This is a genomic window from Pseudomonas sp. LAIL14HWK12:I7 (genome assembly GCF_000483465.1).
GTDB classification, from domain to species: Bacteria; Pseudomonadota; Gammaproteobacteria; order Pseudomonadales; family Pseudomonadaceae; genus Aquipseudomonas; species Aquipseudomonas kermanshahensis.
In genome coordinates, this window is the sequence record NZ_KI519606.1 from 304,808 (window position 1) to 326,561 (window position 21,754).

Annotated in this window: 17 protein-coding genes and 1 pseudogene; 15 read left to right on the forward strand and 3 right to left on the reverse strand. The window is 62.6% G+C overall.

Translation table 11 applies throughout. The features are described 5' to 3' along the window. The first annotated feature begins 37 nt into the window (after nucleotides 1-37). The 12 genes from glyA to D886_RS0124195 all read left to right on the forward strand — a co-directional run bounded on the left by glyA (nucleotide 38) and on the right by D886_RS0124195 (nucleotide 15,262). On the forward strand, nucleotides 38-1,294 hold the full coding sequence (gene glyA, locus D886_RS0124140; RefSeq protein ID WP_027596342.1) for a serine hydroxymethyltransferase: 1,257 nt from the start codon (nucleotides 38-40) through the stop codon (nucleotides 1,292-1,294). Between the two features lie 21 nt (nucleotides 1,295-1,315). After that, on the forward strand, nucleotides 1,316-2,440 hold the full coding sequence (gcvT, locus tag D886_RS0124145) for a glycine cleavage system aminomethyltransferase GcvT (RefSeq protein ID WP_027596343.1): 1,125 nt from the start codon (nucleotides 1,316-1,318) through the stop codon (nucleotides 2,438-2,440). Nucleotides 2,441-2,464: 24 nt separating this feature from the next. Next, nucleotides 2,465-3,442, forward strand: a complete 978-nt coding sequence (gene lipA, locus D886_RS0124150) for a lipoyl synthase (RefSeq protein WP_027596344.1) — start codon at nucleotides 2,465-2,467, stop codon at nucleotides 3,440-3,442. Nucleotides 3,443-4,751: 1,309 nt separating this feature from the next. Continuing rightward, nucleotides 4,752-6,017, forward strand: coding sequence for a cystathionine gamma-synthase family protein (locus tag D886_RS0124155; protein WP_027596345.1), 1,266 nt, complete (start codon nucleotides 4,752-4,754; stop codon nucleotides 6,015-6,017). 124 nt (nucleotides 6,018-6,141) lie between these two features. Continuing rightward, nucleotides 6,142-7,581: an amino acid permease gene (locus D886_RS0124160; protein ID WP_027596346.1), complete on the forward strand. Its 1,440-nt coding sequence runs from the start codon at nucleotides 6,142-6,144 to the stop codon at nucleotides 7,579-7,581. A gap of 49 nt (nucleotides 7,582-7,630) precedes the next feature. After that, nucleotides 7,631-8,521, forward strand: a complete 891-nt coding sequence (locus tag D886_RS0124165) for a LysR substrate-binding domain-containing protein (protein ID WP_027596347.1) — start codon at nucleotides 7,631-7,633, stop codon at nucleotides 8,519-8,521. 15 nt (nucleotides 8,522-8,536) lie between these two features. Beyond that, nucleotides 8,537-9,925, forward strand: a complete 1,389-nt coding sequence (gene thrC, locus D886_RS0124170) for a threonine synthase (RefSeq protein ID WP_027596348.1) — start codon at nucleotides 8,537-8,539, stop codon at nucleotides 9,923-9,925. Next, nucleotides 9,922-10,359: an Lrp/AsnC family transcriptional regulator gene (locus D886_RS0124175; RefSeq protein ID WP_027596349.1), complete on the forward strand. Its 438-nt coding sequence runs from the start codon at nucleotides 9,922-9,924 to the stop codon at nucleotides 10,357-10,359. Before thrC ends, D886_RS0124175 begins: the two co-directional genes overlap by 4 nt. Before the next feature lie 295 nt (nucleotides 10,360-10,654). Continuing rightward, nucleotides 10,655-11,695 (forward strand): homoserine dehydrogenase, encoded by a 1,041-nt coding sequence (locus D886_RS0124180; RefSeq protein WP_027596350.1) that lies wholly within the window; start codon nucleotides 10,655-10,657, stop codon nucleotides 11,693-11,695. Between the two features lie 10 nt (nucleotides 11,696-11,705). Beyond that, nucleotides 11,706-13,124, forward strand: a complete 1,419-nt coding sequence (locus D886_RS0124185) for an aldehyde dehydrogenase family protein (protein ID WP_027596351.1) — start codon at nucleotides 11,706-11,708, stop codon at nucleotides 13,122-13,124. 186 nt (nucleotides 13,125-13,310) lie between these two features. After that, the gene (solA, locus tag D886_RS0124190) at nucleotides 13,311-14,486 is read left to right on the forward strand and encodes an N-methyl-L-tryptophan oxidase (protein ID WP_027596352.1); all 1,176 of its coding nucleotides are present in this window, start codon (nucleotides 13,311-13,313) and stop codon (nucleotides 14,484-14,486) included. Next, complete coding sequence (locus D886_RS0124195; RefSeq protein WP_027596353.1) at nucleotides 14,483-15,262, forward strand: MetQ/NlpA family ABC transporter substrate-binding protein; 780 nt, start codon at nucleotides 14,483-14,485, stop codon at nucleotides 15,260-15,262. Before solA ends, D886_RS0124195 begins: the two co-directional genes overlap by 4 nt. Here D886_RS0124195 and D886_RS28095 read toward each other — a convergent pair. Then, nucleotides 15,262-15,546: pseudogene (locus D886_RS28095) on the reverse strand (c-type cytochrome); the annotation flags it as partial. The gene D886_RS0124195 and the pseudogene D886_RS28095 sit on opposite strands and share 1 nt — an antisense overlap. A gap of 242 nt (nucleotides 15,547-15,788) precedes the next feature. Further along, nucleotides 15,789-16,037 carry a CsbD family protein gene (locus tag D886_RS0124200; RefSeq protein ID WP_027596354.1) on the reverse strand — a complete coding sequence of 83 codons (249 nt, stop codon included), beginning with the start codon at nucleotides 16,035-16,037 and terminating at the stop codon, nucleotides 15,789-15,791. A gap of 393 nt (nucleotides 16,038-16,430) precedes the next feature. Between D886_RS0124200 and D886_RS0124205 the strand changes: the two genes are divergently transcribed. Both D886_RS0124205 and D886_RS0124210 read left to right on the forward strand, forming a co-directional pair. Next, a complete protein-coding gene (locus tag D886_RS0124205; protein WP_202883856.1) occupies nucleotides 16,431-17,822 on the forward strand; it encodes an FAD-binding oxidoreductase in 1,392 nt (463 codons plus the stop codon). Nucleotides 17,823-17,903: 81 nt separating this feature from the next. Further along, on the forward strand, nucleotides 17,904-18,401 hold the full coding sequence (locus D886_RS0124210) for a RidA family protein (protein WP_033694339.1): 498 nt from the start codon (nucleotides 17,904-17,906) through the stop codon (nucleotides 18,399-18,401). A gap of 68 nt (nucleotides 18,402-18,469) precedes the next feature. Here D886_RS0124210 and D886_RS0124215 read toward each other — a convergent pair whose 3' ends face one another. Continuing rightward, the gene (locus tag D886_RS0124215; protein ID WP_027596357.1) at nucleotides 18,470-20,128 is read right to left on the reverse strand and encodes an NAD(P)H dependent flavin oxidoreductase family protein; all 1,659 of its coding nucleotides are present in this window, start codon (nucleotides 20,126-20,128) and stop codon (nucleotides 18,470-18,472) included. A gap of 93 nt (nucleotides 20,129-20,221) precedes the next feature. Between D886_RS0124215 and D886_RS0124220 the strand changes: the two genes are divergently transcribed. Next, on the forward strand, nucleotides 20,222-21,754 hold the full coding sequence (locus D886_RS0124220; RefSeq protein WP_027596358.1) for a PLP-dependent aminotransferase family protein: 1,533 nt from the start codon (nucleotides 20,222-20,224) through the stop codon (nucleotides 21,752-21,754).

The window sequence follows — 21,754 nt, forward strand, 5'->3', positions numbered from 1 at the left end:
GGGCCTTGCCTGCCCCCAACAATAAGGAAGCACCCACATGTTCCATAAAAGCCTCACCCTGTCCGACTTCGACCCTGTGCTGCAGGAGGCCATCAGCCGTGAAGTACAACGCCAGGAAGACCACATCGAGCTGATCGCCTCGGAAAACTACACCAGCCCGCAAGTGATGCAGGCCCAGGGCACCGAGCTGACCAACAAGTACGCCGAAGGCTACCCAGGCAAGCGTTACTACGGGGGGTGTGAGCACGTCGATGTGGTTGAACAGTTGGCCATCGAGCGCGCCAAGCAGCTGTTCGGTGCCGACTACGCCAACGTCCAGCCGCACTCGGGTTCCTCGGCCAACAGCGCGGTGTACCTGGCTTTGCTGCAGGCCGGTGACACCCTCCTGGGCATGAGCCTGGCCCACGGCGGCCACCTGACCCACGGCGCTAAAGTGTCGTCCTCGGGCAAGCTGTACAACGCGGTTCAATACGGCATCGACACCAAGACCGGCCTGATCGACTACGACGAAGTCGAGCGCCTGGCGGTCGAGCACACGCCGAAAATGATCGTCGCCGGCTTCTCGGCCTACTCCAAGACCCTCGACTTCCCACGCTTCCGCGCCATCGCCGACAAGGTCGGTGCGCTGCTGTTCGTCGACATGGCCCACGTTGCCGGCCTGGTTGCTGCGGGCCTGTACCCGAACCCGATCCCGTTCGCCGACGTGGTCACCACCACCACCCACAAGACCCTGCGCGGCCCACGTGGCGGCCTTATCCTGGCCAAGTCCAACGAAGAAATCGAGAAGAAGCTCAACGCTGCCTTGTTCCCCGGCGCCCAGGGCGGCCCGCTGATGCACGTCATCGCCGCCAAGGCCGTGTGCTTCAAGGAAGCGCTGGAGCCAGGCTTCAAGGCCTACCAGCAACAAGTCATCGAAAACGCCCAGGCCATGGCCCAGGTGTTCATCGACCGCGGCTACGACGTGGTTTCCGGCGGTACTGACAACCACCTGTTCCTGGTCAGCCTGATCCGCCAGGGCCTCACCGGTAAAGACGCCGACGCCGCTTTGGGCCGCGCGCACATCACCGTCAACAAGAATGCCGTACCGAACGACCCGCAGTCGCCGTTCGTGACCTCGGGCCTGCGTATCGGCACCCCAGCGGTCACCACCCGTGGCTTCAAGGTGGCCGAATGCGTGGCCCTGGCCGGCTGGGTCTGCGACATCCTCGACCACCTTGGCGATGCCGATGTCGAGGCCCAGGTGGCCGCGTCGGTGGCCAGGCTGTGCGCGGAATATCCGGTCTATCGCGCCTGAATCGACTACGGGGAATCGTTCATGTCCACAGAACAACTCAAACAAACACCACTGCATGACCTGCACCTGAAACTCGGCGCGCGCATGGTGCCCTTTGCCGGCTACGCCATGCCGGTGCAATACCCGCTGGGGGTGCTCAAGGAGCACCTGCATACCCGTGAGCAGGCCGGCCTGTTCGACGTTTCGCACATGGGGCAGATTCGCCTGCGCGGCGCCGGCGCTGCCAAGGCATTGGAGGCGCTGGTGCCGGTCGACATTCTCGACCTGCCGGTGGGCATGCAGCGTTATGCGCTGTTCACCAACGACGACGGCGGCATCCTCGACGACCTGATGGTGGCCAACCTGGGCGGTGACGAACTGTTGCTGGTGGTTAACGCTGGCTGCAAGGACCAGGACCTGCTGCACCTCAAGCAGCATCTGGAAGGGCAGTGCGAGGTGGAATCGCTGTTCGAAAGCCACGCCTTGCTGGCCCTGCAGGGGCCTGCTGCGGCCAAGGTGCTGGGGCGCCTGGCGTCCCAGGCCGGCGCCATGACCTTCATGCAGTTCGCCCGTGTGAAGCTGCTGGGTGTTGACTGCTACGTCAGCCGCTCGGGTTATACCGGTGAGGATGGCTTCGAGATCTCGGTGCCGGCCGAGGCGGCGGCAATGCTCGCCCGCACGCTGCTGGCCGAGCCCGAGGTCGAGGCCATCGGCCTGGGCGCCCGCGATTCGCTGCGCCTGGAGGCCGGGCTGTGCCTGTACGGCCATGACATGGACGCGCGCAGCACACCTATCGAGGCCAGCCTGACCTGGGCGATCTCCAAGGCTCGACGTGCCGAGGGCGTGCGGGCCGGCGGTTTTCCGGGGGCCGAACGCCTCTTTGCCCAGCAACGCGAGGGCGTGGCCAGTAAACGGGTGGGCCTGATGCCCAAAGCGCGTGTACCGGTGCGCGAAGGGGCGCTGATCGTCGATGCCAACGACCAGGAAGTCGGCCGCGTCACCAGCGGCGGTTTCGGCCCCAGCCTGGGCGGGCCGTTGGCGATGGGGTACGTGCACAGTGCGCACGCGGCATTGGAAACCGAAGTCTTCGCCTTGGTGCGAGGCAAGCGGGTGCCGATGCAGGTGGTACGCACACCCTTTGTGACGCAACGATATTACCGTGGCTGAAGCCTTCATTGCCGGAGCATGAACATGAACCAGACCCTGCCTGCCGCCACGCGCCCGCAGCCCCTGCAAGCCGGTGTGAAACTGCGCGGCGCCGACAAGGTGGCGCGCATCCCGGTGAAGATCCTGCCCACCGAGGAGGTGCCGCGCAAACCTGACTGGATTCGCGTGGGCATTGCCACGTCATCCGAGGTCGCACGGGTCAAGGCGCTGCTGCGCAAGCACAAGCTGCACAGTGTTTGCGAAGAAGCCTCATGCCCGAACCTGGGCGAGTGCTTCTCCGGTGGCACGGCGACCTTCATGATCATGGGTGACATCTGCACCCGCCGTTGCCCATTCTGCGACGTCGGCCACGGGCGGCCGAAACCGCTGGATGCCGATGAGCCGAAGAACCTGGCGATTGCCATTGCCGACCTGCGCCTGAAGTACGTGGTGATCACCTCGGTGGACCGCGATGACCTGCGCGACGGCGGCGCCCAGCACTTCGTCGACTGCCTGCGTGAAATCCGCACGCTGTCGCCGGGCGTCAAGCTGGAGACCCTGGTGCCGGACTACCGCGGGCGCATGGACGTGGCCCTGGCCATCACCGCGCAGGAGCCGCCGGACGTGTTCAACCACAACCTGGAAACCGTGCCGCGCCTGTACAAGGCGGCGCGGCCGGGCTCGGACTTCGAGTGGTCGCTGGACCTGCTGGAGAATTTCAAACGACGTGTGCCCAGCGTACCGACCAAATCCGGGCTGATGCTGGGCCTGGGTGAAACCGATGAAGAAGTGATCGAGGTGATGCAGCGCATGCGCGAGCACCAGGTCGACATGCTGACCCTGGGGCAATACCTGCAACCGTCGCGCAGCCACCTGCCGGTGCAGCGCTTCGTGCACCCGGACACCTTCGCCTGGTTTGCCGAACGGGCCTTGGCGATGGGCTTCAAGAACGTGGCGTCCGGGCCGCTGGTGCGGTCCTCCTACCATGCCGACCAGCAAGCGCTGCAGGCCCATATGCAATAGCGCTGCGCCCCCAATCTGTGTAGGAGCAGCCTTGCGCTGCGAAGAGGCGGGTACAGGCACAGTCAATCTTCGTTGCTATCACCGGCCTCTTCGCAGCACAAGGCTGCTCCTACCGGGCAATGCGTAAAACCCGGATGGCTTGCCGGACGCAGGCGGCTTGGTAAGCCATTAAAGATTGTCGCAAACCGCAGGTCACGTGCAGTGGCGCTGCGCCCCAAATCTGTGTAGGAGCAGCCTTGTGCTGCGAAGAGGTCGGTGAAAACACAATCAATGTTCGTTGCTATCACCGGCCTCTTCGCAGCACAAGGCTGCTCCTACCGGGCAATGCGTAAAACCCGGATGGCTTGCCGGACGCAGGCGGCTTGGTAAACCATTAAAGCTTGTCGCAAACCGCAGGTCACGTGCAGTAGCGCTGCGCCCCAAATCTGTGTAGGAGCAGCCTTGCGCTGCGAAGAGGCCGGTGAAAACACAACAATGTTGGTTGCTATCACCGGCCTCTTCGCAGCACAAGGCTGCTCCTACCGGGCAATGCGTAAAACCCGGATGGCTTGCCGGACGCAGGCGGCTTGGTAAGCCATTAAAGATTGTCGCAAACCGCAGGTCACGTGCAGTGGCGCTGCGCCCCAAATCTGTGTAGGAGCAGCCTTGCGCTGCGAAGAGGCCGGTGCAGGCACAGTCAATCTTCGTTGCTATCACCGGCCTCTTCGCAGCACAAGGCTGCTCCTACCGGGCAATGCGTAAACCCCGAATGGCTTGCCCGGCGCAGGCGGCTTGGTAAACCATTAAAGCTTGTCGCAAACCGCAGGTCACGTGCAGTGGCGCTGCGCCCCAAATCTGTGTAGGAGCAGCCTTGCGCTGCGAAGAGGCCGGTGCAGGCACAGTCAATCTTCGTTGCTATCACCGGCCTCTTCGCAGCACAAGGCTGCTCCTACCGGGTAATGCATAAACCCTGAATGGCTTGCCCTGCCCAGGCAGCTTGGTAAGCCATTAAAGATTGTCGCAAACCGCAGGTCACGTGCAGTGGCGCTGCGCCCCCAATCTGTGTAGGAGCAGCCTTGCGCTGCGAAGAGGCCGGTGAAAACACAATCAATCTTCGTTGCTATCACCGGCCTCTTCGCAGCACAAGGCTGCTCCTACCGGGCAATGTGTAAACCCCGAATGGCTTGCCCGGCGCAGGCGGCTTGGTAAGCCATTAAAATAAGCGCCCCTTAGGGCCCAATTGCATCGTTTTTCATGGGCGCAGGTGCGCTCTATAGTCCTCGCAGACCAGTCGAAACACCGCCGTGTTTCATCGATGCGAGACAATGACATGAATAACCAAGCAAAGGTAGCTAACGGCGTGCAGCCGGGTATCGGGACGCGGGTGGTGTGGGAGGGGGAACAAGTCGAGCACCCCTTCAATGCCACCCAAACCCCGATCATCGCCAGTGCCGCCTACGGCTACCAGGATATCGACGCCTGGTACGACATCGCGCTGGGCAAGCAGCCGGGCTTCATCTACAGCCGCATGAGCAACCCGACGGTTGCGGTCCTCGAGGACAAGCTCTGCGCACTGGAGCACGCCGAGTCGGCCGTGGCCTTCAGCACCGGTATGGCGGCCATCAGCGGTGTGCTGCATACCTTCCTGTGCAATGGCAAACGCGTGGTCTCGACCCGCGACAGCTACGGCGGCACCAACAAGATTTTCGAAGAATTCCTGCCCCGTCAGGGCGTCGAAGTGACGCTGTGCGACACCCTCGACACCGACGCCATGGAGCGTGAAATCGCCCGGGGTTGCGATGTGGTCTACCTGGAGACCCCGAGCAACCCGACGCTGAAAATCCTCGACATCCGCCGCTTGGTGGCCGCAGCAAAGCGTGTGGGCGCCTTGGTCGTTGCCGACAACACCTTCGCCACGCCGCTGAACCAGAACCCGCTGCTGCTGGGCGTCGATGTGGTAGTGCACAGTGCGACCAAGTTCCTTTCCGGCCATGGCGATGTGCTGGGCGGGGTGGTCTGCGGCAGCGAAGCCTTGATGGCGCAGGTGCGTCACTACCGCGAAATCAACGGCGCTTCGCTGGACCCGTTTTCCGCGTACCTGATCATTCGCGGCATCAAGACCCTGGCGCTGCGCCTGCGCCAGCAGCAGGCCAGTGCCCAGGCCCTGGCTGAGTACCTGTGCAGCGAGCCGTTGGTCGAGTCGGTCAACTACCCCGGGTTGCCTGGGCACCCAGGCCACGCGATCGCCAGTGCGCAGATGCGCGGCTTTGGCGCCATCGTCAGTTTCGTGCTGGTGGGTGGGATGGGCACTGTCGTCAAGTTGCTGCCCAAGCTGCGCTACGCCCACCGCGCCGGCAACCTGGGTGCAGTGGAAACCATCTACGGGCCGGCACGGACAACCAGCCACGTGGAAAACACCCTGGAAGAGCGCCAGGCACTGGGCATCTCAGAAGGCCTGGTGCGGGTGTCGGTCGGCATCGAGGATACCGCCGACCTGCTGGAAGACCTGCGCCAGGCGTTCGCCGCTGTGCAGGTCGAGCGCGCGCAGGGGCAGGGCAGCGACACCTGTGGCCGGCACGTCGAAGTGTCCACCTGAGGCGTCGGGCACGCCCTTCCTGATTCATGAAAGCCATAACAATAACAGCCGCTGACACAGCGACGGTGGCGGCCTCAGGGTCGCCTGCCGGCTGCTGTGCCAGCCACTTCATGAGAACTCAACTATGTCCACCGAACACTCAAACGCGGCGTCGGGCCACCCGGCCGGGTACAAGAAAGAGATGCACACGCGCCATATCGTCATGCTGGCGCTGGGCGGCGTGATCGGCACTGGCCTGTTTCTGACGTCAGGCTACACGGTCAACCAGGCCGGGCCCTTGGGCGCGGTCATCGCCTATATCGTCGGCGCGGTCATGGTCTACCTGGTGATGGTCTGCCTGGGTGAACTGGCGGTGCAGATGCCCGAAACCGGCTCGTTCAGCAGTTATGCAACCCGCTATTTGGGGCCTGGCACCGGGTACACGGTGGCCTGGCTGTACTGGTTGACCTGGACGGTGGCGATCGGCTCGGAGTTCACCGCGGCGGGTATCCTGATGGTGCGCTGGTTCCCCGACACGCCGGTGTGGATCTGGAGCGCGTTGTTCGCGATCACGGTACTGGTCAGCAACGTGGTGTCGGTACGCCTGTTTGCCGAGACCGAATTCTGGCTGTCGCTGGTCAAGGTGCTGACGGTGATCGCCTTCATCGCCATCGGCGGGGCGGCGATTTTTGGCCTGCTCGATGTGCAGCACGTGCAGGGCATCGGGCTGTCCAACTTCACCCGCGAAGGCTTGTTCCCGACCGGCTTGCTGCCGATCGCGATGACGTTGCTGGCGGTGTCGTTCGCCTTCTCCGGCACCGAACTCATCGGCATTGCCGCCGGTGAGGCAAAAGACCCACAGGACAGCGTGCCCAAGGCGATACGTACTACGGTAGTACGATTGGCGCTGTTCTTCGTCGGCACCATCATCGTCCTGGCCACCTTGCTGCCGCGTGAACAGGCAGGCCTGGTCGAAAGCCCGTTCGTCATGGTCTTCGACCTGATCGGCATTCCGTACTCGGCAGACATCATGAACTTCGTGATCCTCACCGCGCTGCTGTCGGCCGCCAACTCCGGGTTGTATGCGGCCTCGCGGATGCTGTGGACGCTCAGTGATCAGGGCCATATGCCCAAGTGCTTCGCCCGCCTGTCGCCACGCGGCACGCCGGTCAACGCCATCATGCTGAGCATGGCCGGCGCCGCGGCGTCGTTGCTCAGCAGCGTGCTGGCGCCAGACACGGTGTACTTGGCGCTGGTGTCGATTTCCGGCCTGGCAGTGGTGGTGGTGTGGATGAGCATCGCCGCCAGCCAGATGGCCTTCCGCCGGCACTATGTGGCCAATGGCGGCCGGGTCGAAGACCTGCACTTCAGGGTGCGCGGCTACCCGTGGGTGCCGCTGGGCGCGATTGCCTGCTGCGTGCTGGCGTGTGTCGGCATTGCCTTCGACCCGGAGCAGCGCGTTGCCCTGTATTTCGGCATCCCGTTCATTGCCTGGTGCTACTTCGTCTACTGGGTGACCCGCAACAAACGTGCACAGCGCCTGGCGGCTGCGGCATCGGCAGGCGCGGGTGTTGGCGCGACCTGAACAAACCGGTTCATGATGCACGGATTCAACTGTGAACGAGGTCGTGTCGATGAAGCAAAAATCCCTGCCGCCGCTCAACTGGCTGCGGTCGTTCGAAGTGTCGGCACGCGCCTTGAACTTTACCCACGCGGCGGAGGAACTGCACCTTACCCAAGGCGCGGTAAGCCAGCAGATTCGGCAACTCGAAAGCCACCTGGGCGTGGCCTTGTTCAAGCGCTTGCCCAGGGGCCTGGGCCTCACCGAAGAAGGGCAGTCGTACCTGCCGGTGGTGCAGGATGCAATCAGCCGCCTAGCGGTGGGCACCAACGAGATTTTCGGCCAGCACAAGCGCGGCCCCGTGAAGGTGCGTGGCAGCCTGTCGTTTCTGCAGTACTGGCTTGCCCCGCGGCTGCCGGACTTCAGCCGCCAGCACCCGCACATCGATATCCGCTACATCAGCAACCTCTGGGTCAAGGCGCCCGATGGCGAGGACGACCTGGAAGTGCGCTGGGGCAATGGCGAATGGCCCGGCCTGCATGCCCAACGCTTGACCTGGGACGTGTTGGTGCCGGTGTGTTCGCCGGCACTGATGGCGCGCTCGGCCATTCGCGAACCACGCGACCTCAGGCACCACCCGCTGCTGCATGTGCTGGGTTATGAAGAGGGCTGGGGGTATTGGCTCAAGCGGGTGGGCGCGGACGATGTCGATTATTCGCGCGGGCTGCAGTTCGACACCCTGGTGTCCACCATCCGCATGGCCGAGCTGGGGCAGGGGGTGGCGCTGGCGCGGTCCTCGGTGGTCGAGGACCTGCTCAGGGACGGCCAACTGGTCGCGCCGTTCAGCCAGCGCATCGAAGCGAGCGAGTCGTTTTACCTGGTACGCGAGCAGGGCCGCCCATTGCCGCCCGATGCCGCGCTGTTTTCATCCTGGCTGGTGGCACACGCGCACCGGCCTTTGTAACCCTGTGGAGTTTTCATGCACTACGTAAGTACCCGCAACGGTGATGTACGGGCGGACTTCCGTGAGGTGGTGCTGTCGGGGCCTGCCGCTGATGGCGGGCTGTACGTGCCAGCACACTTGCCGGTGATCAGCCCGGAGGAGATCGCCAGTTGGTCATGGCTGCCGTTCGATGAGCTGGTCTGGCGGGTGATCGCGCCCTTCGTCGGCGATGCCATCGACGATCAAGCCTTGCGGGCGCTGCTCAGCGACAGCTACAAGGCCTTCAGCCATCGTGCCATCACGCCGCTGCAGCAGATTGGCCATAACGAATGGATCCTGCAGCTGTTTCATGGCCCTACCCATACCTCAAAGGACTTTGCCGCACAGCTTCAGGCGCGGCTGGTCAGCCACTTTCTCGAGCAGTCGGGCGAAGCGGCGTTGGTGGTCGGTGCCACCAATGGCGATACCGGCATTGCCGCCATCGAAGCCTTCGCCTCCAGGCCGAAGGTGCGCCTGGCGATTCTCTACCCCCGCAACGAGATCCCGGCAGACCGCCTGGCCGCCTTGCAGGCGGGTGACCCTGCCAGTGTTCAGCTGATACCCGTCGATGGCAGTTTCGATGACTGCCAGACCCTGGTGGCGCGGCTGTTCCGTGCCTGGCCGCTGGAAGGGTTGATACCGGTGTGTTTCAACTCCACCAACTGGGTCGGGGTACTTGCCCAGATCGTGTTCTACTTCCATGCGGCGCTGCAACTGGGGGGCGGCACCCGCCCGGTCGGGTTCAGTGTGCCCGCAGCGAGTTTCGCAGAGATCTACGCCGGCTTCATTGCGCAGAAAATGGGCCTGCCGATCAACCAGGTGATCGTGTCGACCAACAGCAACGATGCCCTCCACCGGTTTCTGCACCGCAATCGCTACGCGCCGCACGCCAGTCAGCGCACATTGTCACCGGCCATGGACTTCTCGCTCTATTCGAACCTGGAGCGCTTCATCTGGGAGCTGTACGGGCGCAGTGGCAGCAGCGTTGCGGCACTGATGGCGCAGTTCGAGGCTTGCGGTGAATTGAGCATCGGCAATGCGCAATGGCTTCAGGCGCGGGTGTTGTTCGACTCTTATGCGGTGGATGAGGCCGAGGTGCGCCGCGAAGTCATCAAGCTGCGCACGCAAGCCGCAGCGCTGGTCGACCCGCACACGGCTGTCGGCGCGCTGGCCGGCCGCATGCATCGACGCAGCCTGGGCGCACCGATGGTGACCCTGGGCCAGATTGCGCCGGCCAAGTCGGCTGCGCTGTTGGCGCAGTTGGGCGTGTGGGAGGGTGAGCTTGCACCGCAGCCCGTGGTGCAGGACGGGCCGCCAGCCTTGTGCAGAGGGGACCTTGATGGCTTGTGCCAGGCCCTGCTGGCAGCGCAGTCGAGGCCGGCATGAAACGCATCCTCGACCCGCTGGACGAGCGCATTCTTGCCGAATTGACTGCCAATGCGCGGATTGCCCATGCCGAACTCGGGGCCAAGGTCAACCTCTCGCGCAATGCGGTGCGCCAGCGTATCGAACGGCTTGAGCGCGATGGCGCGATACAGGGCTACACCGTTCGGCTGGGGGATTCCCGCCGCCCTTCATCGTTGATCAGCGCGGCGATTTTCGTCTATCGCTACGACCGCATGCGCGGTGACGACGTGCTGGCCAAATTGCGCACCTTACCTGAAGTGATCCAGTGCGAAGTGCTCAGTGGCGAGTTCGACTTGATGCTGAGGGTTGCTGCGGCGACCCCGGAACGGGTCCACGCCGTCTGGAAAGAAATCGCCGGCATGCCGGGTGTTGAAAACACCGTTACCTCGTTTGTGCTCTCCGCTGTCTTCTAACCCCCATTCTCCCCTGCGCGTGCCCCTTTCTGTAGGAGCGGCCTTGTGTCGCGAAAGGGCTGCAGAGCAGCCCCCACAATTCAGGCGGCGATGCTGAAACCTGGGGGTCGTTCTGCGACCCTTTCGCGACACAAGGCCGCTCCGACAGGGAACGCGAGCTGCCTGTGGCATCCGTAAAGTGGCCATTTCGCGTGTGGGCAGAACGCCCAATAAATACGGCACTTTGGCCTATTCAACTGCCCGTAGCCGGCTCGTACGCTAGGCCCATCAAACAACAGCAAAAAGGAATGCCTTCGTGACTGAATACAACATTGCCCTGGTCGGTTTTGGCGGTGTCAACAGAGGCCTGGCCCAGTTGATCGCAACGCATAATGACAGCTGGCAGGCCACCCTCGGCTTCAGCCTGAAGATCGTCGGCGTCACCGACCTGTTCCTCGGTTCGGTGGTCGACCGCAATGGCCTGGACGCTGCCGCGCTGGCAGCCTTGCCCGCCGAAAAGGGCGCGCTCGCCCTGATTGCAGGGGGCACTGCCGAGGCGTTCAACGAGACCGTCATCAAGCAGTCCGGCGCGGACATCATCGCTGAGGCTACCTTCACCAACCCGGTCGATGGCGAGCCGGCGGCCACCTTCTGCCGCTGGGCGCTGGAGAGTGGCATCCATGTGGTGACCACCAACAAGGGGCCGATTGCATTGCACGGCGCCGAACTGAAGGCGCTGGCGCGCCGCCACAATGTCGCGTTCGAATACGAAGGCGCGGTCATGAGCGGCACCCCGGTGATCCGCCTGGCCAAGCAGGCCCTGGCAGGTTCGCAAATTCAAGGCTTCGAAGGCATTCTGAACGGCACCTCCAACTACGTGCTGACCCGCATGAAAGACGGCATGTCGTTCGCGGATGCGGTGGCCCAGGCGCAGCAACTGGGGTACGCAGAGGCCGACCCGACGGCGGACGTCGAAGGTTATGACGTGCGCCTGAAGGTAGTGATCCTGGCCAACGAGTTGCTGGATGCGCGCTTGAGCGTCAGCGACGTGATGTGCTCGGGCATCAGCGGCATCAGTGCGTCGGATATCGTCAAGGCGCATGCCACGGGGCAGTGCTGGAAACTGATCGGCGCTGCCAGCAAGGGCGCTGACGGCACGGTGTCCGCGAGTGTCGAAGCGCGTCTGTTGCCGCTCGATCATCCGCTTGCCGGCATCAATGGCGCGGTCAATGCGGTGTCGTTCAACAGTGGGCTGCTGGGGCCGGTCACGGTGTCCGGGCCGGGCGCAGGGCGTATCGAAACCGCCTATGCCTTGCTCTCCGACATCATCGCCCTGCACACCACCCCGCGTCATTAACGGAGCCTTTATGAGCGTATCTCGCATGGCCAGTGTTCACGCTGTAGCGCCGAGCCACATCGACGTGTTCAGCCCCTTCGACGGCCGTCTGGTGGGGCGTGTGCCCAATCTGGACGCCACGGCCGTGCCCGCCTTGCTGGCACGCGCACGGGCGGGGTGCCTTGAGAGTGCAGCGATGCCCCGGCACCGTCGCGCGCGCATTCTCGAAGAAGCGGCGCGGTTGGTCGAAGCCGATGCGGCTGTGTTCGCCAACTTGATCGTGGCCGAAGCCGGTAAAACCCTGCGTCAGGCCCAGAAGGAAGTGAAGCGCTGTGTGAACACGCTGAAGCTGTCCGCCGAAGAAGCCCGACGCAATGCCGGGGAGGTGGTGCCGTTCGAAGCCTATGAAGGGTCCGAAGCCCGCCAAGGCTGGTTCAGCCGCGAACCGCTGGGCCTGATTGTCGCGATCACGCCCTACAACGACCCGCTGAACCTGGTGGCGCACAAGCTGGGCCCGGCGATTGCCGGGGGCAATGCGGTGATCCTAAAACCGTCCGAGCTGGCGCCGTTGTCGGCGTTGAAACTGGTCGATTGTCTGGTGCAGGCCGGGCTTGGCGAAAACGTGGTGACCACGGCAACCGGTGGTGTCGAACTGGGCAAGGCGCTGGTCGAGTTGCGTGAGGTGCGCATGATTTCGTTCACCGGCGGTTTTACCACCGGCGAATCGATCGCCCGCAGCGCAGGGCTCAAAAAGCTCGCCATGGACCTGGGCGGCAATGCGCCTGTACTGGTGCTGGAGGACTGTGACCTGGGGCCGACCGTGGAGTCCTGTGTCTCTGGGGCCTTCTGGGCGGCGGGGCAGAACTGCATCGGCACGCAACGGATTCTGGTGCAGCGCGCGGTGTACGAAGCCTTCCGCGAGCAGTTCGTCGCGCAATCCAAAGCTTTGCAGCTGGGTGACCCCGCCAGCCCGGACACGGATGTCGGCCCGATGGTTACCGAGCAGGCGGCCCGCCGTACCGAGCAACTAGTAGAAGAAGCGCTGGGGCAGGGGGCGACGCTGCTTTGCGGTCATCGCCGGCAAGGTGCTCTGTACGCACCTACGGTACTGGAAACGGTCAGCCACGACAGCCGTATCTGGCTGCAGGAAGTGTTCGCCCCCGTAGTAATCCTGGAGCCGTTCGACACCCTCGACCAGGCCGTTGCCCTGGCCAATGCCCCGGAATACAGCCTGCATGCAGGGGTATTCACCCGAGATCTGTCGACGGCGCTGAAGCTGGCGCGGCGGATCGAGGCCGGTGGCGTGATGATCAACGACTCCTCCGATTACCGCTTCGACGCCATGCCGTTTGGGGGCTTCAAATACGGCAGCCTGGGCCGCGAAGGGGTGCGGTTTGCCTATGAGGACATGACCCAGCCCAAGGTGGTGTGCATCAACCACCTGGATTGATGGCACCAGGGTCAGATTTTGATTCAGGTGAGGCCTATGGGAGCCGGCAAGCCGGCTCCTGAAAGCCTGGACCCGCTCTGGCTCAGGCCTTCCAGAGAACACATAGGCATAACGATATACCCTTTAATTCTTTGTCTCCCGAGCCCGCCTGCTTTCAACTAGCGCCTTTTTGAACGAGCGCTGCCCGTGGAGCACTGTGAAGTCATCGTCATCGGTCTGGGCGCCATGGGCGCCGCCACCGTGTATCAGTTGGCCAAGGCGGGTGTCGATGTGGTCGGTATCGACCGCTATCACCCCCCGCATACCCTTGGCTCAAGCCACGGCGATACACGCATCACCCGGCTTTCTGTAGGCGAGGGCGCGCAGTATGTGCCCATCGTCAAACGGGCCCAGCAGCTCTGGCGAGAACTGGAAGCGCTGTCCGGCGAGTCGTTGTTCGAACAGTCTGGCCTGCTCGCACTGACGTCCAGCCCCGACTTCGACCCCGACGATAAAAGCGACTTCACCCTGCGCACCATCGGGTTGGCCAAGACCTATGGCATCGAACACGAAGTGCTCGATGCCAAGCAAATCCGCCAGCGCTTTCCACAATTCGCACACGTGCGCGATGACGCGATCGGTTACTTCGAGCCCGGTGGCGGTTTCGTGCGCCCCGAGCGCTGCATCGAGGTGCAGTTGCGCTTGGCAGCGCAGCACGGCGCCACATTGCACACTGGCGAAACGGTGACCGGCATCAGTTCGGATGAGCACGGCGTCACGGTTACCACCAACCTGCGCACGGTCAAGGCTGGCAAGCTGGTGTTCAGCGCCGGTAACTGGGCGGGCGGGTTGTTGGGTGAGCCCTTCGACCGGTTGCTGAGTGTCTACCGGCAAATGCTGTTCTGGTTTGAGCTTGAGCCGGGTGCAGGCCTGGAGGGCGCATCGCCCACGTTCATCCTCACCCATGGGCGCGGCGACAACAGCATCAACTACGGCTTCCCTGCGCAGCCCGGCGAGGGCAGCTTGAAAATTGCCACGGCTCAGTACCACACGGCTTCGCAGCCCGACTTGTTGGACCGCAGTGTGTCTGCCGAACAAGCTCGCGCAATGTACGAGCAGCAAGTGCAAGGCCGTATTGCCGGGGTTACCGACAAAGTCCTCAAGTCGGCCGTGTGCGCTTACACCGTTACCCCGGACAGGCACTTCATCATCGACCAACACCCCACGCTCAAGCACACCCTGGTGGTGTCGGCCTGTTCTGGCCACGGTTTCAAACACTCGGCTGCCTTGGGCGAAGCCTTTGCACAGTGGTGCACCCGCGGCTCCACCGACCTTGACCTGTCCTCTTTCACCCTCAAACGATTCGAAGGAACACTCTCGTGAAGCGCATTGCACTCTCGCTTGCCCTGCTGGCGGCCACCCTCGGTACTGCACAGGCCGAAACGCTCAAGATCGCCGTGGTGCCCGTGCCTCACGCCGAAATCCTCGAGTTCCTCAAACCCGAATTGGCCAAGCAGGGGGTGGAGCTCGAGGTCAAGGTGTTCACTGACTACATCCAGCCGGACCGCCAGGTTGACGAGGGCCGACTGGACGCCAACTACTTCCAGAGCAAGCCTTATTACGAGGCGTACCAGAAAGACCGCCCGAGCAGCGATCAGGTACCGGTCGTGGCCGTGCACATCGAACCGTTCGGTGCCTATTCCAGCAAGATAAAATCGGTCGCCGAGCTGCAGGATGGCGCCACCGTCGCGATCCCCAACGACCCTACCAACTCCGGGCGCGCACTGTTTTTGATCGCCAAGCAGGGGCTGATTACCCTCAAGGACCCGAGCAACATCATGGCAACCGCCGCCGACATCACCAGCAACCCCAAGCACCTGAAGTTCAAGGAGCTTGAAGCCGCCATGCTGCCGCGCGTACTGGGCCAGGTAGACATGGCGCTGATCAACGCCAACTACGCGCTGGAGGCCAAGCTGGTGCCACACAAGGATGCGCTGTTTATCGAAAGCGCTGAGTCGCCGTATGCCAACTACCTGTACGTGCGCCGGGACAAGGCCAACGACCCAGCGGTGCAAAAGCTGGGGGCGTTGTTGAACTCGCCGCAGGTGAAGGCGTTCATCCTCGATCGCTATCACGGTGATGTGGTGCCGGCGTTTTAATTTGGTCGAAGTATCACTGACGCCACAATAACGCCTGGGTAATCGTTCAGGCGTTTCTTGAAGGCAGCCGTTGTAAGGTCAGGTGTGGGAGGGTTGCTTTTAGTGGCTAACGCCCCGGTTCCCTTGATATCTGCTCCGTGGCATACCGCACATCGTTGCACATAGAGATTTTTGCCATTGGCGTTTTCTGCGAAGGCGTGGGGTATTTGCATGAGCGATAAAACCCCTAGTAAAACGAAGAACAGTTTTTTTGATGTCAGCTGGTATTTTTGTTGAGCAAGCATCCCACAGTGGTCCGACATTCTTTCTTACTTGGGTTTCAGTCAGTTAGGGCCTAGGGGGCCGCTGCGCGGCCCATCGCAGGCAAGCCAGCTCCTACAGGTTAGCGCGACTCACAAGAAATACGCGATCCCTGTAGGAGCTGGCTTGTCGGGGCGCCGAACCGCTGCGATGGGCTGCGCAGCGGCCCCAATTACCGGCGATAACACCTAACTGACTGGCATTAAAGGCCCGTGAACTCTCATGCTCAACGCCGCAACAGGCGGCTCAGAACTAACGTGATGGCTGCACCAATGGCCAGCGCTGCGATGGGCTTCTCTTTCACAAAAGTAGAAACGTTATTCAATGCGTCACCGTAGCTTTTAGTGAGTTGGCCAGCGACCTGGCGCCCATCACCCTCAGCTTCCAGGGCGGGGTCGTCAATCAGCCGACCCACCGCGCTTTGTGCTTTACCGGTTACCTGCTCTGCAACACCTTCAATCTGTTCACGTTTCATAAATGATCGAACCTTTCTAGTGAGTGGCAATGGTCTTGCTGCTCAGGCTTAGGGTGTAGGGTTAACCAATTAGTTCAAAGAAGCTGTGGCCAGCTAATTGCCAACGTGTGGACAGCGCCACTTACGCAGTCGCCACGTCGCCATATCAACTATTTATGTCCTTTGTGTGAAAGTTACGAAATACGTGAACTAAGTATTTGCCCCCAGCGATTCCTCCCGCAGTGCTGCATCACCAGAATAGCCGCCCTCAATTTGAACCGTCAGCCTCACACAATGGCCGCATAGTTGGCCAGGTGGGCTGTCGGCCTTGCATGCGCCCGTTGTTCGGGCTGATGTAACCGATACTGAATGCTAGGTAAGGAAAGTGTCATGGGAATGACCAGGCGTAAGTTTTTGATTGGCGGCGGCGTTGTGGCAGCTGCGGCAGGTGCGGGGATTCTTACCCCTATGCTGACGCGCGAGGGTCGGTTGATCCCCGGCAAACCGCGGTTCGGTTTTGTCGAAGGCACCGAGGGTGTGCTGCCCAAGCAAGCAGACGTGGTCGTCATCGGCGCGGGCATTCTCGGTCTTACCACCGCGATCAACCTGGTCGAGCGTGGCCTGTCGGTCGTCATCGTTGAGAAAGGTGATATTGCCGGCGAGCAGTCCTGCCGGTTCTATGGCCAGGTCATGACCTACAAGATGCCGGATGCGACCTTCCAGTTGCACCACCTTGCCAAGCAACGCTGGCGCGAAATGAATGCCAAGGTTGGTGCTGACACCAGCTACCGCACTCAAGGCCGTGTCGAAGTGCCGTTCGATGAAGAAGACCTGGAAGGCGTCAGAAAGTGGATCGACCTCAAAACCCGTGAGGTTGGCTCCGACATCCCCTTCAAGACCCGCATCATTCAAGGCACTGAACTTGAGCAGCGCCTGCGCGGTGCCTCGTCCAGCTGGAAGATCGCAGGGTTCGAGGAAGACTCGGGCAGCCTGGACGCCGAGCGTGCCTCGTACGTTATGGCCGAGTACGCCAAGAAAATGGGCGTGCGCATCTACACCCACTGCGCTGCGCGTGGGCTGGAAACCCAAGCAGGTGCCATCTCCGACGTGGTGACCGAGAAGGGCGCCATCAAGACCTCTCGCGTCGTCGTGGCCGGCGGTGCCTGGTCCAGGCTGTTCATGCAGAACCTGGGTGTCGATGTACCGACCTTGCCTGCCTACCAGTCCCAGCAGATCATCAGCGCGGCACCTCGTGCACCGGGCGGTAACGTTGCGTTGCCAGGGAACATCTACTTCCGCGAGCAAGCTGACGGCACCTACGCCACCTCGCCGCGCGTCGTGGTTGCGCCGGTGGTCAAAGAGTCCTTCATGTATGGCTACAAGTACCTGCCACTGCTGGCCATCCCGGACTTCCCGGTTCACGTCTCGCTCAACAAGCAGTTGATCGATTCGTTCCTGCAGCCAACCAGCTGGAAGCTGGATGAAGTGTCGCCGTTCGAGAAAAACAGGCTGATGACGGCGGCCCCTGACCTTCCAGAGCTCAATGCCTCGCTGGCAAAACTCAAGGTCGAATTCCCAGCCTTCGCCGAGTCGAAACTGATCGATCAGTGGAGCGGCGCCATGGCGATCGCCCCGGACGAAAACCCGATCATCTCGACCGTCAAAGAGTACTCTGGCCTGGTCATCAACACCGCGACCGGTTGGGGCATGACAGAAAGCCCGGTGTCTTCCGAATTGACGGCCGACCTGCTGCTGGGCAAAGCCCCAGTGCTGGACCCAACACCGTTTAGCCTGTATCGATTCTAAACCCCGCTACGACAATGGAATGACCGTGCATGCCTCGTCGAGGCGTGCACATCACCCGTGGTAATCAACTAGGAGAAACACATGAAGGTCGCTTTCAAGACCGTTGCTGCATTGGCCCTGACAATTGCTGGTGCCGGAAGCGTTCATGCACAGGATGTCGTGCGCCACAGCGCAGGCAGTTTCCCCATTTCGGCAGCTGTCGAAGTACCCGCAGGCAAGACCGTCGTTTACCTGAGCGGCTCTGTTCCGTCGGCTATTCACCCAGAGGCAGCCAAGGATTCGCTGGAATCCTTCGGTGATACCAAAGCACAAACCATCAATGTGCTCGAGAACATCCAGAAGCAGCTCAAAGACCTCGGTCTGGGCCTGAAGGATGTGGTGAAGATGCAGGTATTCCTGGTAGGCGGCCCGGAGAACGGCGGCAAGATGGACTTCGACGGCTTCATGGCCGGCTACACCCAGTTCTTCGGCCCAGACGCCAAGCAGCCAGTCCTGCCTGCACGTTCCGCGTTCCAGATTGCAGGCTTGGCGCACCCAGCCTGGCGTGTTGAGATCGAAGTGACTGCAGTTCGTCCTTAAGAGGTCACTGAAGGCAGGCGCGGCCCAGCCACGCCTGCCTGCTGACCTTGCCCGGTTGGTGGGTCGCTTCAGCCAACCAGAATGTCCTCGAAAAACGCCCCAACCGGCTCGGTGGGGTGGCACAGCTGAATCTCCAGCACCCACACCATCTCACTCGGCACGATGTCCAACTCGGCCAGTTTGTCCTGCCCGAACAGGGCATGCGGGAAGTCGGCAATGCGATGCCCGGCCAGGTTGCGCTCCAGCTGCCAGCCTTTGGCGAGGGCGCTGCGTTCGGCGAAGTCGTACAGCTCACGGCCGGTCAGCCCCGCGCACCAGGCTTGGCGCGTTTCTTCGAACACGTCGTGCAGGGCCTTGACGCAGGCGTGATACAGCGGGTGCTCGCCAAACACGAAGGTGTCGCCGTAGTCGCCTTCGTAGCCATCCCACACCGGGCCGAGGTCGACCACGGCGATGTCGCTGGCGCGCAGTTGGCGCTGTGGGTCGATGCCTTGGCGGGGTGTGCGCACGGTGTCGTCGCCAAAGCGGATATAGGTCGGGTGCCAGGTGTGCGACGCGCCCATCGCCTGCAACGTCTCGGCCGCCATCTGCAACGCCTCGGCAGTGGTCATGCCGACTTTCAGTTGGCTGACAATGGCTGCCAGGGCCCGCACCGATTGCTCGCGGGCTGCGAGCATGCCGTCCAACGAGTAACGTGGGCCGACTTTTTCCAGCACCGGGTCCAGCGTGCTCAGCGACGCAGCCGCTGGCGCCGATGCGCCGCTGGCAACGAAAGCCTCGGCGACAAAGCGGTGAGCCTGCACGCCCGCTGCCAGGCACTGTTCGCGGGCCTTGGTGATCATCGCGCTGTTGCCGCAGGCATAGACCTGGGTATCGGCCCACCGGTGGGCATGTGTCAGCGCGACCTGTTGTACGCGGGCTTGGGCCGATAGCACGCGGTGCCAGCGAAAGTGTGGGTGGGCAAGGCTTGCCTGGTCGAGGAAGTCGCCGTCATAGAAGTCGGCCAGCGATGAGCCGCCCCAATACAACGTGACTGGAGCATGGCCAGCAAGGGCCGTCAGTAACAACGGCTTGATGCCGGCATAGCCCGTGCCGGTGGCGAACAGCACGACCGGGCGTTGTTCTTCGTGCTGCCAGGTGCAGGCGCCCACCGGCCCTTCCAACTGCAGCGCATCGCCCACCTGCAGCGTGGGCAGCACGCGTTCGGTAAACAGCCCGCCGCTGACCTTGCGCATATGAAACACCAAGCGCCCCTGGTCCTGCGCAGGCAGGTTGGCGATGGAGAAACAGCGGCTGTCGCCATTGTCGAGGCAGAACCTGACGTATTGGCCGGCGCGCACTTCGAGAGGCTGGGTGGGCAGCAGCACCAGTTCGATGATGTCGACGCTCAGCGCGCGCTGGCTCAGCACATGGGCAGTGATGGCCAGCGTTGGCGTGTCCAGCGACCAGCCGGGGATTTCCAGGCGCATGTCACTGCAGGCATGGCTCTGGCACAGCAGCATCTCGTTGGCGGCCAGGGGGTAGCAGGGCGCGGGCATGTCTGCGCTGCGCTGCTTGTCCCGGTACTGGCCCGACACCACCTGGACCTTGCACGACCCGCAGGCCCCGCGGCGGCACGAGAAGGGCACCGACAGGCCGCTGGCGAGCATGGCGTCGAGCAGCAAGCCTTCTGCGGCTTCGAAGCGTTTGCCCGAGGGCGACAGTTCAATGACATGGCGTTGCTGCATACACACACACCTCAGGGCTGAATTGGGGGCGAGAAAGGCCTGATTGTTGCGTTAGACTAGGACCATAAGAACCTCCAGTTCTGGATAATTCACATGGTCCAGCTTCGCAAATGGCGGCCGTTGCTCAAGCTCGACGGGGCTCAGCCGCAGGCTTCGTACAGAAAGATCGTCGAGGGCCTGGTGACCGCGATCGTCGAGGGCCGCCTGCGCCCCGGCACGCTGTTGCCCGGCACGCGGGAAATGGCGCAGCTGCTTGATGTCAACCGCAAGACGGTGATCCTCGCTTATGAAGAGGCGGTTACCAAAGGCTGGCTGGAGAGCGTGCAACGCCGGGGCACCTTCGTCAGCACCCGGCTCGCTGCCGGCACCCTGGCCGCCCACAGCGCGCCGCCGTCATTTGCCCTGGCGCTGCACGAGGCGCCTGCCGTTCCCTACTTCACCAACAGCGAGCAGGTGACGGCGCTGCAACATCGGCCTGGCGCGCTGTTTTTCGATAACGGCGCCTGTGACCACCGCCTGTTGCCCCAGGCTGTACTGCACCGCTATTACCGCAAGGCCTTGCGCAACAGTTTCACCACCAACACCGTGCGCCATGGCTGCGAAAGCAGCAGCCAGTACCTGCGCAGTGCATTGGCCGACATGCTGCGCCACAACCGCAGCCTTAATGTGGGGGCCGAGCATATTTGCCTGACCCAAGGTGTGCAGATGTCGCTGTACCTCACGGCCAGCGCTTTGCTCAAGCCGGGTGACGTGGTGCTGGTCGAGCGCCTGAGCTACCCGCCGGCGTGGGAGATTTTCCGCCAGCTGGGCGCGCGGCTGGTCACCGTCGACCTGGACGAGGAAGGCTGCCGGGTCGATCAGATCGACGCGCTGTGCCGGCTGCACGACGTGCGCATGATGTACCTCACCCCTCATCACCAGTTCCCTACCACGGTCAGCCTGCATGCGGCACGCCGGCAGCAACTGCTGGAGTTGGCGCGGCTGCATGATTTTTGCGTGATCGAAGAAGACTACGACCATGAGTACCATTTTGCCGGGCGCCCTTATCTGCCGCTGGCCAGCGACCGTTCGCAACGCCATGTGATCTACATCGGCTCGTTGTCCAAGTCGTTGGGTAGTACCTTCCGTTGCAGCTTTATCGTGGCGCCACCGAATGTGATCGAGGTGCTTGAGCGCACAGCGGTGCTGACCCTGGGGCAGGGCGATGCGGTGATGCAACGGATGTTGGCCGACCTGATCAATGACGGCGAACTGAAAAAGCACCTGCGCCGGGTGTCCACGGAGTATCGACGGCGACGGGAAACCCTGTTGAGTGGCCTGCGCGATGCCTTTGGCGAGCAGATAGCGGTGCAGGAGCCGGAAGGCGGGTTGGCGCTTTGGGTGAAGTTTGCCGACACCCTCGACGTCGACCAGCTGGCGGCCAACGCGCTGGAGCTGGACCTGGTGGTGCGTGGCGGCGGCCAGTTTTCACCGTTTGGCCACCGCGAGAACGCCTTGCGGCTGGGGTTTGCCTCGTTGGATGTGGATGAAATCCGCCTTGCCACCCAGCGGCTGGCGCAGGCTGCAGGTGTGCTGGTGCCGGCCTTGATTCAGGGGCAGAGGTCGCCGCGGAATCGGCCCAGGTAG